The sequence below is a fragment of the Halobacillus sp. KGW1 genome, assembly GCF_001592845.1.
In the GTDB taxonomy this organism is placed as follows: Bacteria; Bacillota; Bacilli; order Bacillales; family Halobacillaceae; genus Halobacillus.
The window spans coordinates 1,058,132-1,072,326 of sequence record NZ_LSOC01000003.1; the positions used below are offsets into that span (position 1 = coordinate 1,058,132).

13 protein-coding genes are annotated in these 14,195 nt (G+C 45.3%); 5 read left to right on the forward strand and 8 right to left on the reverse strand.

Annotated features, from left to right (window positions below; translation table 11 throughout):
• Positions 1-28: 28 nt before the first annotated feature.
• Positions 29-589, forward strand: coding sequence for a hypothetical protein (locus AXG56_RS14220; protein ID WP_008634345.1), 561 nt, complete (start codon positions 29-31; stop codon positions 587-589).
• Positions 590-704: 115 nt separating this feature from the next.
• Complete coding sequence (locus AXG56_RS14225) at positions 705-1,655, forward strand: alpha/beta hydrolase (protein ID WP_062515111.1); 951 nt, start codon at positions 705-707, stop codon at positions 1,653-1,655.
• Positions 1,656-1,692: 37 nt separating this feature from the next.
• Here AXG56_RS14225 and AXG56_RS14230 read toward each other — a convergent pair whose 3' ends face one another.
• The gene (locus AXG56_RS14230) at positions 1,693-3,258 is read right to left on the reverse strand and encodes an FMN-binding glutamate synthase family protein (protein ID WP_062515113.1); all 1,566 of its coding nucleotides are present in this window, start codon (positions 3,256-3,258) and stop codon (positions 1,693-1,695) included.
• A gap of 236 nt (positions 3,259-3,494) precedes the next feature.
• Between AXG56_RS14230 and AXG56_RS14235 the strand changes: the two genes are divergently transcribed.
• Entirely contained in the window at positions 3,495-4,493 is a 999-nt protein-coding gene (locus tag AXG56_RS14235; protein ID WP_008634350.1) for a tRNA-dihydrouridine synthase, read from the forward strand.
• A 100-nt stretch (positions 4,494-4,593) separates the two neighbouring features.
• Here the strand turns inward: AXG56_RS14235 and AXG56_RS14240 are convergent, their stop codons facing one another.
• Together AXG56_RS14240 and AXG56_RS14245 are read right to left on the reverse strand one after the other, a co-directional pair.
• Positions 4,594-4,845 carry a halocin C8-like domain-containing protein gene (locus AXG56_RS14240; protein ID WP_062515115.1) on the reverse strand — a complete coding sequence of 84 codons (252 nt, stop codon included), beginning with the start codon at positions 4,843-4,845 and terminating at the stop codon, positions 4,594-4,596.
• Complete coding sequence (locus AXG56_RS14245) at positions 4,842-5,378, reverse strand: hypothetical protein (RefSeq protein WP_062515117.1); 537 nt, start codon at positions 5,376-5,378, stop codon at positions 4,842-4,844. The genes AXG56_RS14240 and AXG56_RS14245 overlap by 4 nt, the downstream gene beginning before the upstream one ends.
• 249 nt (positions 5,379-5,627) lie before the next feature.
• Between AXG56_RS14245 and AXG56_RS14250 the strand changes: the two genes are divergently transcribed.
• Positions 5,628-6,545, forward strand: coding sequence for a DUF5655 domain-containing protein (locus AXG56_RS14250; protein ID WP_062515119.1), 918 nt, complete (start codon positions 5,628-5,630; stop codon positions 6,543-6,545).
• Between the two features lie 482 nt (positions 6,546-7,027).
• On the opposite strand, the gene AXG56_RS14260 is transcribed toward AXG56_RS14250, so the two are convergent.
• The 4 genes from AXG56_RS14260 to AXG56_RS14275 are packed head-to-tail and all read right to left on the reverse strand — an operon-like array spanning position 7,028 to position 10,589.
• Entirely contained in the window at positions 7,028-7,417 is a 390-nt protein-coding gene (locus AXG56_RS14260) for a hypothetical protein (protein WP_062515123.1), read from the reverse strand.
• On the reverse strand, positions 7,417-7,788 hold the full coding sequence (locus AXG56_RS14265) for a hypothetical protein (RefSeq protein ID WP_062515124.1): 372 nt from the start codon (positions 7,786-7,788) through the stop codon (positions 7,417-7,419). The genes AXG56_RS14260 and AXG56_RS14265 overlap by 1 nt, the downstream gene beginning before the upstream one ends.
• Before the next feature lie 22 nt (positions 7,789-7,810).
• Positions 7,811-10,279, reverse strand: a complete 2,469-nt coding sequence (locus AXG56_RS14270; protein ID WP_062515126.1) for a DEAD/DEAH box helicase family protein — start codon at positions 10,277-10,279, stop codon at positions 7,811-7,813.
• The gene (locus tag AXG56_RS14275) at positions 10,266-10,589 is read right to left on the reverse strand and encodes a nucleoside triphosphate pyrophosphohydrolase (protein WP_062515127.1); all 324 of its coding nucleotides are present in this window, start codon (positions 10,587-10,589) and stop codon (positions 10,266-10,268) included. Before AXG56_RS14275 ends, AXG56_RS14270 begins: the two co-directional genes overlap by 14 nt.
• Before the next feature lie 197 nt (positions 10,590-10,786).
• On the opposite strand from AXG56_RS14275, the gene AXG56_RS14280 reads away from it, so the two are divergent.
• A complete protein-coding gene (locus AXG56_RS14280) occupies positions 10,787-11,182 on the forward strand; it encodes a (deoxy)nucleoside triphosphate pyrophosphohydrolase (RefSeq protein WP_062515129.1) in 396 nt (131 codons plus the stop codon).
• Positions 11,183-11,214: 32 nt separating this feature from the next.
• Here AXG56_RS14280 and AXG56_RS14285 read toward each other — a convergent pair whose 3' ends face one another.
• Positions 11,215-14,088: a DUF3427 domain-containing protein gene (locus AXG56_RS14285; RefSeq protein ID WP_062515131.1), complete on the reverse strand. Its 2,874-nt coding sequence runs from the start codon at positions 14,086-14,088 to the stop codon at positions 11,215-11,217.
• Positions 14,089-14,195 lie beyond the last annotated feature (107 nt).

Genomic DNA, 14,195 nt, shown 5'->3' on the forward strand with positions numbered 1-14,195 from the left:
TAAATACGGCTCCAAAGAGGTGCATACCATGAAGCTATTCAAATGCTTGATTGTCGGTTTATCCGCCCTGGCTCTGGTCGCATGCCAAAGCCAGGACACCGCATCCGGAAACGAAACGGAAGATACCGGGGCTTCGGAAGAGGAAGCGTCCTATGACGGGAAGCCCCTCGTCTTTGCTTACGCAGGGGAAGACGAACCACCGGAAGTGGAGAACCTGGAATTGGTCCCTGTCGATTTGGCAGAGCTTGAGAGCGATGAACGCGACTATGACGGCTTGATCGTATCGAAGGATGCCTTCGATACGGCCGACGGGAACGAGTACGTCGAGTTTTATGAACAGTCCCCGTACCCGATTTTCTTCCTCGGAGCGGATGAGACGCACATCCATGCGTTTCTAATGGAAGACCTGTCTGTCGGTACCGTGAATAACGAAGGTGCCGGCTACGTCCAGGGCGTCTACAACAGCCCGGACGGCGAGAAGAAGACGTGGGACATCTACCCGGAAGAAGGAGAGGAGAACGTCGATGAAGCGATGATCTACGAGATTGCCGACGTCGTGGAGACGTTCCAGAACGAACAGGAAGCATGATCATAGAAGCCGCCGCGCCTGTCCCCCGATGGGCGCGGCGGCTTCTTGATGTTTTGACTCCCATAATTTTCTTCCCGTATGATGGAAGGGACAAAACCATAGGGAAGTGTAACCAGTGAATAAAAGGATAAACCCGGAGCTGCGGGAACATCTCGACCAGTTTCCCGGCTTTGACGACTACATGAACGAAGCCTATCTGCCTGCGATCCGTGCGAATTCCGCGGGAAGGAAGGAGCCGTACACGGATCCGGCCGTTTCCATGACCGATGAGACGATCACAGGACCGGACGGCGATGCGCTGAAATGGAAAATCTACCGGCCGAAGGACAGCGACGAGACGCTGCCCGTCCTGTTGTGGATGCATGGCGGCGGATTCATCCTCGGCGCGTATGACGAAAGCGACGGCCTGTGCAGCGACATCGTCAAGACGGCCGGCTGTGTCGTCGTTTCCGTCGACTACCGCCTTGCCCCGGAGCACCCGTATCCCGCTGCGCTCGAAGATTGCTATACGGCGCTGACGTGGATTGCTGACCATCACGAAGCGATGAACATCGACCGCGACCGGATCGGCATCGCCGGCGTCAGTGCCGGAGGCGGTTTGACGGCGGCACTCGCCCTGCTTGCCCGTGACCGGCAATACCCGTCGATCTGTTTCCAAATGCCGCTCTATCCGATGATCGACGACCGCAACGACACTCCGTCGGCGCACGAAATCACCGAAGGGATGGTCTGGAACCACAAGACGAACGCCTTCGGCTGGCGGATGTACTTAGGTGCTCTTCACGACACGGACGACGTCCCCGCCTACGCCGCCCCTGCCCGGGCCGAGGACTACAGCGGACTGCCGTACACGTACACGTGCATCGGCCAGCTCGACCCCTTCCGCAGCGAAACGCTCACCTATGTCACGAAGCTGGCTGAGGCAGGGGTGGACGTAGAATTCCACCTCTATCCCGGCGCCTACCACGGCTTCGAACAAGTCGCACCGGAAGCAGCCTTATCCCAGCGCGCCCGGGAAGAATACATCCAGGCCGTGAAGCAGGCCTTCGAACGGACGGAAACATAAAAAGGACGGAGCCGAAGCTCCGTCCTTTTTTTCTGATTCATACCATCCGGTCCTCCGTCACCGCCTTGCGGAAATCGGAATGATAGACGATGTGCTCCCGGTTGAACTCGACCGGCGACTTCAATCCGGCGATGGCGGCGAGGTCGAAGAGCCCTTTGCGGAGCGCGATCAAGTAATTGGTGACGCGGTACTCCTTCTCCTCGATCGTCAACGCCTCCTGAAGCTTCTTGTCCGTCGTGGCGACGCCGACCGGGCACGTGTTCTTATGGCATACCTGCGACATGATGCAGCCGACGCTGATCATGAAGCCGCGGGCGATGTTGATCAAATCCGCCCCGAGCGCAAGCGCCATCGCGATCTTATCCGGCGTCAGCAGCTTCCCGGATGCGATAATCTTCGTCCGCTCCCGCAGGCCGTGCCGATTCAAGGCGTCATCGACCATCGGAACTGCTGAGAACGCCGGCAGTCCGACCGAATTGGCGAGGGCATAATAGGACGCGCCCGTACCGCCCTCGCTGCCGTCGACCGTGATGAAGTCCGGGACGATGTTTTCCTCCTCCATCGCTGTGATCAGCCGCTCCAGCTGGTTCTCGCTTCCGACGACGATCTTCATGCCGACCGGCTTGTCCCCGACCGTCCGCAGCTCCTCGAGAAAATGAAGCAGCTGTGCCGGCGTATCGATCCCGGGGAAGCGGTTCGGACTGTCGATCTCTTCGCCCGCCTTCACCTTACGGATTTCGGCGATTTCTTCGGTGACCTTCCTGCCGTCGACGTGCCCGCCCCTCGTCTTCGCGCCTTGGGCGAGCTTCAGCTCGAAAGCCTTGATCTGATCGGTCCCGGCATGGTTACGGAACTCCTCCCAGGAAAAATCGCCGTCTTTCGTGCGCACGCCGAACAACCCCGGGCTGATCTGCATGATGATATCGACGTCGCCCTTCAAGTGGTAGGGCGACACACTGCCTTCCCCCGTGTTCATCCACGTACCGCCCGCACGGCCGAGCCCTTTCGACAGCGCCGTGATCGCATGATCGCCGAGCGACCCGAAGCTCATCGCCGACTGGCCGATCAATCCCTTCGGCCTGAACGGCTGTGTCACCGTATCCTGCCCTAACACGACACGATCGTCCTCATGAAGATAGACCGGGTCTAGCTCGCCATCCTCCGCATGCTCCCGCCGGCTGAACAACTTCTCCTTATCGACGTCATACAGTTTCGTCGCGACCGGTGCCGCTTCCTCTTTGCGCAGCTCCTCATCCTTGACCGGGAACATGTCGTTCACCAAATAGTACCCGTCTTCCGTGAAATCCCGCTCCGCACCGTACGACATCAGCCGGGAATTGTATTTCGCCGCCTTGTTGACGAATTCGAACTCCTTGCGGTTGAACGGCTTCCCTTCCCTGTCATTATGGAACAGATACTGCCGCAGCTCCGGACCCATCTTCTCGATTATGTAGCGGAACTTCCCGAGCAGCGGATAATTGCGCAGGACCGAATGCTCCTCCTGCTTCTCATCATGAATATACAGCCGCAGCAAAAGCACGACCGGAACAAAAACGACAATCGCGAACAATACGGACAAACTCACCAACAGCACACTGTCCACTGTGCTCCACTCCTTCCAAATATGGGAATATAACTTTTCTACCCCGGAAGAAGCCGATAAAACATGAAAATCCTTGATGTAAAGGATTTCCTACACATGGAGAAGCCCCGTTCCCTTGCACTTTTCGGCCAATACCATTAAAGTATATACTGGTTGAAATCCAGTCTGACTGGTTATAGATAAAGTAAGAAGTCATTCACTGAACAATTCTCATAAAAGAAAGGGTTTCCTATATGATGAAAGATAATTTTTGGCATGAGCTGCCGCGGCCGTTTTTTGTTCTTGCACCGATGGAAGCTGTGACGGATGTCGTTTTTCGTCATGTCGTGACCGAAGCAGCGAGACCGGACGTGTTCTTCACGGAATTCACTAATACAGAAAGCTACTGTCATCCGAAAGGGAAAGACAGCGTACGGGGACGCCTGACGTTCACGGAAGACGAACAGCCGATCGTCGCCCACATCTGGGGCGACAAACCCGAATACTTCCGCCAGATGAGCATCGGCATGGCCGAAATGGGCTTCAAGGGCATCGACATCAACATGGGCTGTCCTGTCCAGAACGTCGCCGGGAACGGCAAAGGCTCCGGCCTGATCCGCCGTCCGGAAGTCGCCGCCGAGCTGATCGAAGCCGCCAAAGCGGGAGGACTTCCCGTCAGCGTCAAGACCCGCCTTGGCTACACGAAAGTCGACGAGTGGTTCGACTGGCTCAAGCACCTTCTCGAGCAGGACATCGTCAATCTGTCCATCCACCTTCGCACGAAGAAGGAAATGAGCAACTACGATGCCCACTGGGAGCTGATCCCGGACATCGTCAAGCTCCGCGATGAAGTGGCTCCGGATACCCTGATCACCATCAACGGGGACATCCCGGACCGCCAGAAAGGTCTTGAGCTCGCCGAGAAATACGGCGTCGACGGCATCATGATCGGGCGCGGCATCTTCCACAACCCGTTCGCCTTCGAAACAGAGAAGAAAGAGCACACGAGCGCCGAACTGCTCGACCTGCTCCGCCTGCAGCTCGACCTGCACGACAAATATTCCGAAGAACTGGAGCCGCGTCTCTTCAAACCGCTCCGCCGCTTCTTCAAAATCTACGTCCGCGGCTTCCGCGGCGCAAGTGAGCTGCGGAACCAGCTGATGAGCACGAACTCGACCGACGAAGTGCGCGCGCTTCTGGATGAATTCGCAGCAGGAGACGGCGTGGAGGAAGCAGAAGGGTTTTCGGTTAAGTAATGGCATAGAGTGATGAAGAGAGGAGGGCCGTCGCGGCTCTCCTTTTTTTATTGGAAAAGAAAAAAGCCTTCCATGGTGTTGGAAGACTCTATTTTACACTCTATCCACAAATCGCGTCCGTCGCCGCCGCGCAGCCGAGACTTCCGATCATCCCGCAGACTGCCGCAAGCGCTACTCCACCGACACCAGACGTGATCCCGAGCGCTCCTGCAAGGGCGTAGCAACCGACACTGCCTCCCGCACCGCAGAGAGCCGTGACCGCATACTCACAGAAACCCAAGCTCTGTACGTCGTTACCTTCCACCTGCTTGCCGAGCATCTCCTTGATCTTATTATTCGCGTCTGTCGTCACCTGCTCCTGCGTAAGCGCAAGCCCGTATCCGTCAGATTCCCGTCCTTATCGACGTCCACGTTGTAAAGCTCCGTTTCCTCATCGCCCACTCCGTACAGGACACTCATATTAAAGCTGCCGTCCGTCCCGAGCGATTCCGCAAACAATCCCTGATCCGCGACGACCTCTTTATTCTTCATGTCATACGTGAACTGCGCATACACGAGGTTGCCGCTTTTCGCAGCCTGATTCTTATCGAAGACGAATTCGATGTACGCATAATCCCCGCCTGCACCCTCCACCTTATTGATGACGATGTTATGCTTGGAAACCGCATTGATTTTCGTTTTCGCCTTATACTTCTTATACGCTTTCGTATGCTTCAGATCATTCCTGATTTTGTTGAATTCTTTCTGGCTGACATTGGATTCCATATTGGCAGTGAAATCACCCGAATGAGCCGTAACGACCGTGGAGAAAGAGAAGCTGGACAAGATCAAGGCGAGAATGACCATCAACAAAGATATCGACTTGAACCGACGCATTTTTTTCATTCATTCACTTTCCTATTTCTTCTTGTTATTGAATCTCATCAGAGCCAATGTTCCAAAGAAAATGATGATAAAAGCGATGACGACAAGTGTCCAGTCCACTTCCCTTCCTCCTCTCTCCGCGTTCCATTTACCCCCATTTAAGGAAAAATAACCTTTATTGTAGTTTTTTGTAACCGGATGATCAACTATCTTTATATCTAGCTAGAAGAGCTTTGATATACTTGATTTACGTAAAGGGGTGGAATAATCATGGGCGATACAAAATTATTCAAACTACATAATGATGGTGTACAAGAATTAGAAGGACAGGCCGTAGCTATGGAGAAATCTCTGCAGGAAACGCTGGAGAAACATTTAGAGACCTTTTTAGGAGTGCGATTTCTATCATCTGAATATAGTACAGGGAAAAAACACGCCGGACGAATTGATACCCTAGGCATTGATGAGAACCATGCCCCCGTCATCATCGAATACAAACGATCCGTTAATGAGAATGTCATTAATCAAGGGTTATTCTATTTGGATTGGCTCCTTGATCATAAAGCGGAGTTCGAATTAATGGTCATGAAGAAATACGGGGAAACGGCCTCGGATCTAATTGATTGGAGCAGTCCGCGCTTGCTTTGCATTGCTGGTGGATTTACGAAGTACGATGAACATGCCGTCCAACAAATAAACAGAAACATCGAACTCTACCAATATAAGCACTACAAAGAAGGTTATCTACTTCTTGATTTAGTCAACGCTACCACCGCACAAACCGATCAATTAACCTATACCTCCATATCAACGAAGTCCAAACCAAATAAGTATAAGACCGTCAGTGATTATATAGAACAAGCAGACACCGAGCTTACAGATCGATATGAGCTAATCAAATCCTATATGACAGCTCTGGGAGATGACGTTCAAGTAAAAACCTTGAAGAACTATATTGCATTCAAACGCATTAAAAATTTTGCTTGCGTAGAAGTTCACCCTGGTAACGGAAAAATCCTTCTCTACCTCAAAGTAAATCCTGATAAAGTGGAGTTAGAACAAGGGTTCAGCCGTGATGTTAGAAGCATAGGTCATTATGGCACCGGAGACTTGGAAATAATCGTCATGAAAGATGAAGACTTTGAGAAGGCGAAGAAGTATATAGATTGGAGTTATGATAATAGTTGATGCTTTAAAAATATGCAGCTGATGGACAAAGAACTCTACCGCTGAAGCGTGAACTGTTTGATGAATTCGCAGATGAGGGCGACATTAAGGAAGCGAAAGGTTGTTCAGTTTAGTAATGAAATAGAAGTTTTTAGAGAGGAGGGCCACTACGGCTCTCCTTTTTGTCATACAGTAACGAAAATTATTTAGATCCAACTAAGTATAAAGAATAAAAAGAATGAGTACACCTAATAAAGCAATCGTCACTTTCTTAAAAAAATCCAAGGTAGTTCTGTCTCTTTTTTGATTTACTGGATTGTAACTCTCATTTACCTCTTCTTTAAAGTTAGACACATACAGTGCATCCTGTAATTTAATAACGGCTTCATCAACATTTTCCCTGTTCATATATGATAGATCTATATACTCCAATTCTCCGAACCGGGCTTTATAAAGAGCTACCCTTTCTATTTTATGTTTGTAAAGGCTTGAGCGCTGATCACTTATTTTTTTGCTATATTATCCAAACAATAATAACCTAATAATTGGGCAACATCTTGCCACTTATATCCTGACGACTTAGAAGTTTTAAAATCACAAAGCGTACCATCTATAAAAATATCCGCATCAGCACCACCACAACTACGGGATGCTAAACCAAAATGAGGATTAAAAATCACAGTGCTATCGGGTGTTATGACGTTGGATTTTATAAAAACTTTGTAAAATACATCGCATAAATTCTCCAAATCACAAATGATTTTCTCATTTTCATCGTCTAACAGACTGGCTTGGACATCTTTAGGAAGCATCCCTGAGCGCATAATTATTTCAAGCCGTGCAAGAAAAGAGGCATAGGGGACGACTTCGCTTATTGAATAGGAATGATTCATTATAAATCCTCTAACTTTTTTATACCTTGTTCATATTTTCCTTGTACTTTCTTTCTAATATTGGAGGGAAAGTAGGCATGAACAATGTCTAAACCCCTGCTAGCATTTAATTTTTCTAACACACTCAGTCGGTAATCTTTTATCTTTTGAGCAATTATAAATCTAGCTAGGTAATCAAAAGCTGTCCCTACAACAGATGAATCATATGGCTTATCCAATTGATAAGGAGCTCTTATAACATATTTAGAGGAAAAAGGATTCTTCCCTGATAAAGTATAGAAATCGCTTTTAGCAGGGATTATATTTCTAAGTATTTGCTGGACTAAACGGTCTTGGTCTTTTTTCCCTTTTAAAAGAGAAGTTAAGGACATTAAATAACCTCCTAAGCAAAATTCATTTAGTTGAATGATGCTTCCGCTCAAAGTACGTATGCAAACGATAGTCGCATATTTCTTCTGTCATCCTAAGCAAAATATCTTTTTCCTCTGGAGGAACAGTAAAATTGAGCGAGAAAAGGTTATTTTTAAATTGAATTAACCCCTTGCTTCCTCCACTCCATTTAGTCATAGGCATAGAAGCTATCAGCTTTGCTACTTTAGATTCGTCATAATCCCACAGGGCTTTCGTGTTTTTGTTCGAGAAATCTATTTGTTTGCGATACGTCTTCTCTGTTAAGTAGTTGTGGAAGAACGGTGCTACTTCTTCTGGTGTTACTGGGTCGACCCACGCTCCTCTCCCGCGACTTAACATATACTTTAAAACCACCATTTTATAACTTTTCGCCATGGAAGTCCCCTCTACTTCTTCCATCCACTGTTTGTGCTTCTCGTACACTATTACTTCCTTCTCCGACAGCTCTTCCATTGCAGTTAAAAACCCTGCATAGCTCTTCCATATTTGCTTATACTCTTTACTCTCAATGGACCCATGTAAATGTAAATCCAGGTATGTAGGTCTTCTTCCCAAGTCTTGTTTTACTTGGTAGTAAGTTTGTATGGCTCTTTCTTTTCTTGGACTTCTCTTTCTCAACAGTTCCTCTAGTAACTGTATAGTTTCCGTTTCCATATGAATTTCGCAGCCTTCTGGGACTCGCGGGACAATAGATACACTCTTTTTCTCCTTTTTCGCTATAGCATCTTTTTCAAAGAGTTGCATCTTCACATCAGCATTTCTGTAATTACCAATTAAATCAATAATCGTACAATGAGACTTGCCCTCATGTTTACGTAGCCCCCGACCAATCTGTTGCGTGAATACAACCAAAGATTCAGTAGGGCGCACAAATAACAGCGTATCGACGGAAGGAATATCAATCCCTTCGTTGAATAAATCTACCGTGAATATGATGTCCAACTGAGTGGACTCTAACTGTTTAATAGCTTCTTCACGACTGATATCCTTCGTTCTGGAATGGAGAGAAATGGATTTATATCCTCTATTATTAAAGTACTCAGCTAAATACTGCGCTTGCTTAATGGAGGAACAAAAACCTAACGTTCTCGTTTGCCTATACTCCATCCATTTCTCAAAAATGTTGCTTGCCGTATCTTCTTGTAGTTGCCTTTCAGCTAACTCTTCTTCCGAATATCGATTGCCAATCCAAGTAATTTGGGAGTAGTCAATAACATCCGATACACCATAATAATGAAAAGGCGCTAACCACCCTTTTTGAATAGCTTGAATAAAATTCATCTCATAGGCCACATTCCCATCACAAATGGCAAAGATGTCGTTGCCATCCGTACGTTCAGGTGTGGCTGTAATGCCCATCAAGAACTGAGGCTTAAAGTAATTAATAGCCTTTTGATAGGACTTTGAAGACGCATGGTGAAATTCATCAATTACGATTAAGTCGAATTCGGTTGGATCAAATTTAAGTAAGTGCTCCTGAATACTTAATGTAAAGATAGATGCAAAAAGCATATCAACATGGTTATCTTTCATCCTACCATTATAAATTCCATGCGTTTTGTATGGCATCACATGCGCAAATGAGGCTCTAGCCTGGTGCAAAATTTCTTCTCGGTGAGCAATAAATAGCACCTTATCAAATTTTTCAGCAAAAAAAGCGGCTAAATATGTTTTACCTAACCCCGTCGCCATTACGACCATGGCTTTTGAGTAGCCTTCATTATAGGTATCTTCTAAATTTTCTAAGGCTTCTGGCTGTGCATATCGGGGTTTAGGTTTAGGCTGATCTACTGTAGCATTTGCAATGTATCCCTCTTCTCCCTCTCTAATAACGTCGACAGAGAGGTCTTCTGTACCGAGGGTTAATTCAATTTCTTCCTGATCCGTCCAGGTATGTACCAAATCTGGATGCTTGCGATGAAACTGATGATAAAGGTCATCATAATGCTTAATGGTTTCAACGTTTACTTGCCATGTCTGATCATCATAAAACATCTGAATATACGTTTCTTGAGCATCGTCAAACGTTTCTTGGGATAATGCACCATTTATATACAAGTTCCACTCTATCCCAGTAGTTAAAGCGGACCTAGACATATTGGAGGAACCTACGATTAAATCATTGCTGTCCACACCACTAAAAATAAACGCTTTCGGGTGAAATGATTTTCCATTGCTCTTCCATAAACGTATCTCCACCTCGTTAGGCAAGCCAACTAACATTTTTAACGCTTCCGGCTGTGTCACATACAAGTAATCACCGGTTAGAACTTTAATATCCGCTCCTCTTTTAGCAGCCTTTTCTAAATGCGGGCGTAACAACGCCACTCCAGACTTCATAAGAAAAGCACTAAGAACATAAATCGTGGTTGACCGATCAATTAAAGTTACTAACTCTTCTTGCAGGCCACTTGTTATTAACTTCGACTGCTTTCCTTCAATCTTCCACATCTATTAGATACACCTTATCATTGAACGCCCCACGATCTTTTGCTTTCTGGGCTCTTACATGTTCCAATTCTTCCGCCGACGAACCCAGCTGATTTGCAAGCGCATATAAAAGCTCCAACACGTCTGCTAGTTCTTCAACGGAATCTTCTTTACCCTCGGCTTCCAAAAATTCTTTCACTTCTTCTTCTAATTTTGCTTTCAATTCTATTACATATTCTTCATCCGTTAATATTGAGGTATTTAATTGTTTACCGTTCTTTTTAATAATTTCAGGAATAAAATCTCGTACTAATTTATTGTAAGTAGGCATATTACATACATCCCTTCTATTTATATAATAATCATATTACTAGAATAGAATTACTTGTACAAAGCATAGGTGCAAAAGATTCAGACAATACGATTTCATTAACATGCTAGTCTCGTCATACTAATTATGAAATAATTACATGGACTAGAACTCTTAAATACTACTCTAATTTTACATAATAGAAAGGACGTCCTTCCATGAAAAAAACGGTTAAAGTTGTAGCAGCAGTAATCGAAAACGAAGACCAGGAAATTCTCTGCGCACTTCGCTCACCGACTATGTCCATTCCAAATATGTGGGAGTTCCCAGGTGGAAAAGTAGAAGATGGAGAAGATCTACAAACCGCTTTAGAGCGGGAGATCCAAGAAGAATTATCGTGTGAGATTAAAGCTCAAGATATAGTCAAAGACCATACACATGAATATGACACGTTCATCATTCAATTAATAGCCTTAAAAGCGAAACTGGTAGGTGGAAAACCGACGGCTCAGGAACATTCCAAGCTTGTATGGCTTCCAAGAGAGAACTTATCTTCCTTGAAATGGGCACCTGCTGATATTCCAGCTGTCAAACTATTAATGAATCAAGAGTAAAGAAAGCCCCTTCGCGCAGAAGGGGCTTTCTTTTATTCATGTAAATAATCAAATATTTTTTGGTCCACTTGGTTAACTAATTTCATATTCATTCGAACGACAGGAAGTTGCTTTTCCCCATCTCCCATGCTCGTTTCTTCTACCGTGTTTTGATCTGGGATTGCTTCTCCTAAATAGTAAAAGTCACTTCCTTCTCCGTCATCTTTTTTCACAAAGATGTGTATAGCAATACCCCTCTGTTCTGCCTCTACGATCTTTTTCACCTCATTAGATGCCAAAGATCTGTTACTTCTCGTGTACCAGGTCAGCACTTCAGAATTAAGGAATTCATCTTTGTAATCCACTCTTGCTTCTACTTCATCATCCTTATGATACGTGATAAAAATTGGGCACGTATCAAACTTCGGTTTATATCCATAAATCGTAGAGCTCTCATCGTTTTCCCAGTTCAAAAGTTTACATGCGTCTTTCCGAGAATACTTTTGAAATAAGGTAAAAGGTTGATCTAAAGTATATTGATTTGTATTAGTGATCGCAACGGAAACGACATCATGCACAAATTGAAGGAACGTTTCATTCAGAGTTAAAGCCGCCTGAACTTCTTTCCCCCAACTAATTTCACTCCTACCAAATACAACAATTGGTTTGTTCCCATATTTCTTCTGATCGTTGGATTTGAAGAAGTGAAGATTCAGCATTCGCTCAACTGAGCTTAGCGTATCTCCATCAACCCTTCCATTTACTTCTTTTAATTTATCAATATAAAAATTATGCGAAATAGTAGAATGATCTAGCAAGAGCTTCAATAATACAGCTTCATGGATTCTCTTCCCGCTCAATATTTCTTGCGAAAGCATGGTGAGGATCATTTTTTCATATTCGCTTACATGTCCGACATCTTCTTTAAGGCTAACTAAAAAGTCATAGTAATTCCCTTTTTTATCAACCAATACCTTAGGATCGATGGACTGATTCGCTTGGAAATCCACTAACATCGGCATGCGACCAATTCTGTTTTTAAGCTCTGTATAGGCTTCCCGTAACACTTTAACGTTCGTAAGGGATGCTGTCCGAATAGCGTCATACACGCGCTCTTTGGCTACTTCCTCAAAGTTTATCGTCGATCGCCCTTGAATGTAACTCGTATCAATAACTCTTCTTCGAATATTATCCTTGTTTTGCGACTGATCCCCAGATAACGCGACAGGGATAAGATAGTTGTTCTTGTAGTTGCCGATAAAATCAATAACAGTGACATAATCCTTCGTCTCATGCTTCCGCAAGCCACGGCCAAGTTGTTGGATAAAGACGATGCTAGACTGCGTCTGCCGTAACATGACTACCTGGTTGATACACGGGATATCGATCCCTTCGTTGAAAATGTCCACCGTCAATATGTAATCTAAAGTACCGTTTTCCAACCGTTCCACTTGTTTTTGCCGCTCTTCCTGTGAATCTTCACCCGTCAGTGCAACCGTATCATACCCTCGCTCATTCATAAGGATCGAAAGCTGGTTTGCTTCCTTCTTAGAGCTACAAAAAATAAGCCCAGACAAACGTTCACCCGAAAAACCGTAATACTCCACCTTTTCAAGAACATGATCCACACGTTCTTTGGCAAGCAAACGATTGAACACCTCATATTCCGAAACCTCATTTCCTTCGATAGCTAAATCTGTAACTCCGAAGTAATGGAAATGAGTCAGCATATCCGCCTCTAATGCTTCTTGCAAGCGAATTTCATAGGCTACGTTATAATCGAACAACTCAAATAAATTAAAACCATCCGTTCGTTCAGGAGTAGCAGTCATACCAAGTAAAAATTGCGGCTTAAAATAATCCATTACTTTCAAATAAGACTGAGCACCAGCCTTATGTACTTCATCAATCAATATGTAATCAAATGCTTTCGCATCGAACGTTCTCATAACATTTGACTTAGAAATCATTTGTACCGTAGCAAACAAATAACGAGCATCGGTTTCTTTTTTCGTTCCTGATAAGATTCCAAAATCCCTGTCATCTCCACCCAATACCTTCTGAAAATCTCGCATTGCCTTATATAAGATTTGCTCTCTATGAACGACAAACAGCATTCTCCGAGGGCGTACCCGTCGAACATCAAACGCTGATAAATACGTCTTCCCAGTTCCAGTGGCCGAGACAATTAACGCTTTTTCTTCTCCAGCTTCCCGCACTTGCTGTATGCCCGCCAAAGCAGCCGCTTGCATAGTGTTCGGTTCAATAGATAAAGAATCAAGCACCTTATTACTTGTATAGGATTGACGACCATCAGCAACTTCAAATAAGGGTGGTGCTACGTACCCTTCTTCATATTCAACAATCCATTCACGCGTCAATGGGACCGCTCTCTTCCACATATCTCTAAACTGACTATTGAAGTGATGAATGATTTCCCCATTCTCATGAGAAGTGAGCTTAATGTTCCATTCATAATTCACTTTTAAAGCATTAGTCGTTAAGTTCGAACTACCTACGATCAGAGAAACATGAGTATCATGTTGAAAGATATATCCTTTGGAGTGGAATCCCTCAATGTCAGCAATTCTCACTGTTACATTCTCTAACTTGAGTAGTTCCTTAAACACTTTTGGTTTGTTGAACATTTGATACGTAGAGGTAAGGATCTCGCCCCTGACACCTTTCCGCTTCAAATCAAGTAAATGTGCTTTAAGTGTAGCCAACCCGCTCTCCGTAATAAATGCTACGGAAAACATAAAGAAACGACATTTCTTCAGTTCGTCTACCAGAGAGGTAAGCACATCTTTACGCTCTTCCTTACTGTTCACCAATAATTCTGGCCGGAAGCGTGTAGAAGCGGAAAACTCTTTATCTATGAATCCTTTATGAAACGAGTGTTGCAATTGTTCGATGATTGACTGCATAGTAACCCTCTATCCTATTTTTTATAGCTTTTCTACTAATTCTATCATCGATCTGATTTGGAGAATTTAAAGGGGTACCTAAAAAAACCTTGCAGGTGACGTAACGT